Origin of the sequence: Candidatus Magnetominusculus xianensis (genome assembly GCA_001541255.1) — a bacterium.
GTDB lineage: Bacteria > Nitrospirota > Thermodesulfovibrionia > Thermodesulfovibrionales > Magnetobacteriaceae > Magnetominusculus > Magnetominusculus xianensis.
Genome location: LNQR01000149.1, coordinates 1 through 1,697, shown reverse-complemented (window position 1 = coordinate 1,697; position 1,697 = coordinate 1). Strand labels below are relative to the sequence as shown.

Genomic DNA, 1,697 nt, shown 5'->3' with positions numbered 1-1,697 from the left:
AAAATTTTCTATTGTGCAAGGCTAACAAAATTTGTCGCGCATCACTATCTATATCAATACGGCGACTAAACCCAACAACTGATTGGTCAAGATGTTCCAATACAGAATCATAGCTGCTAATACCAAAATAGTGACTATGTGTTTGTTGAATGGTTGCAACATCTGACGATCCTATCATAACAACTTCAAAGCCATCATGAGCTGGGTACTGTTGTTCGTATTCAACATACTTTTGACTTGCTTTGTCTGTATCTCGACTAACAATATCCCATGTAATGAATGAACCAGTATTCCAGTCGAATACAATAACCCAATTATTAAATCCAGAACGTTTCTTCTCTTTTGAGATTAGTGTTTGAATAATATCTGTATTCACATAGCTATTTAGTATGCGATTACCATCTGAAAGCTGTATAATATTTTCGGTCTTTTCTCGAAGGAGATCAATATCGATTTTCTGTTGCGGGGATGGGTTTCTTCCAGATTCAATCTCATGAAAGACTGTTGACAAATTTTTAAAATAATTTATTACTTGACCATCTCCTTCCTTTTCTTTCAAACGATATCCATAAATAACAGATGTTCGTTCAATGCTTTCAGACCAATAATGTTGGATTTGACTGCGAATTTGTAATTCAAGTGCATGACCAGAATGATCTAACAGGACATGAAGCGCTCTGTAACCAGTATCATCTCTCCCGTTTTCTCTATAATCCGTAACTCGTTTAATAAAGAACCCATCACCCTTAGCAATTTTTTCTTTAATAAAATCTTTTACCTTATCAACATCTTTATTTTCATTTACAACAATTCTACACCCTCCAATATCTTGCAATTGGGTTAAACGTACACTAAATCTATTAAGTTTGCGAATGATTTGAGGTTTTCGTTTTAGCCTCTGGGCTATATAATATTTTACATCAAGAGATGAGATTAAATTTTGCAATTTTATTGTACAGTCTGTGAGAGGCTGAAGATGAGACTTTCTATACTGGTCAAATATATTATGAGCCTCACGCAGATTCTCCTCAGAGTGCTCATCTTGCTTCGCAAGTGTTCCACCTGCGCGATCAATCTTGGATTTTGATAAGGACATACGACACCTCCTCATATAAAACACTAATTGAGAAATCTAACACAAATCCGCAAATCCGCAAATCCGCAAATCCGCAAATCCGGGAACAGTATATCCACTTTCATCTCTGAATTTATATGATTCATACACAAAAATCAATCGCAAATCAAACCACAAAATATTTTTCGTTAATTTTTGACCATCACACATCTAAATAATGTCTGTAAGCATACGCCTACATATTTTTGTTCCTGTTTCCCTTTTCTCTCCGACCAAAAAAGCCATCGAACTGGTCCTGAAGCTGTGGACCAGGGCTATCGTTGATATTTAATGGAAAATGTCTGGTCCACAGGCTGTGGACCAGAAAGACCCTGGTCCACAGGTTTTGGAGAATTCGGGGCGAGAGAGAATGAGGAACGCGGTTTTCGGTGTGCGCGGGTCCGGGTTCAGACCGAAAGGCATTTCAAACCGGTCACGCTAACCATTGAAAATATTGGACTTTTAAGACACAAAAAAGCCACCCTTGCAGGTGGCTATTATTTTGAGACTTTACTGATGAAAAAAATTGGTGGAGGTGAACGGGATCGAACCGATGACCTCCTGCTTGCAAAGCAGGCGCTCT

At 37.9% G+C, this 1,697-nt stretch carries 2 protein-coding genes; one reads left to right on the top strand and one right to left on the bottom strand.

Annotated features, from left to right (window positions below; all coding sequences use genetic code 11):
• Positions 1–1,096 (bottom strand): RelA/SpoT domain-containing protein (locus ASN18_RS16775; RefSeq protein WP_085053930.1); only part of this gene is annotated, 1,096 nt, incomplete at its 3' end.
• Between the two features lie 309 nt (positions 1,097–1,405).
• Here ASN18_RS16775 and ASN18_RS17715 point away from each other — a divergent pair.
• Positions 1,406–1,697: hypothetical protein (locus ASN18_RS17715; protein ID WP_236861865.1), on the top strand; the 292-nt coding region annotated here is incomplete at its 3' end.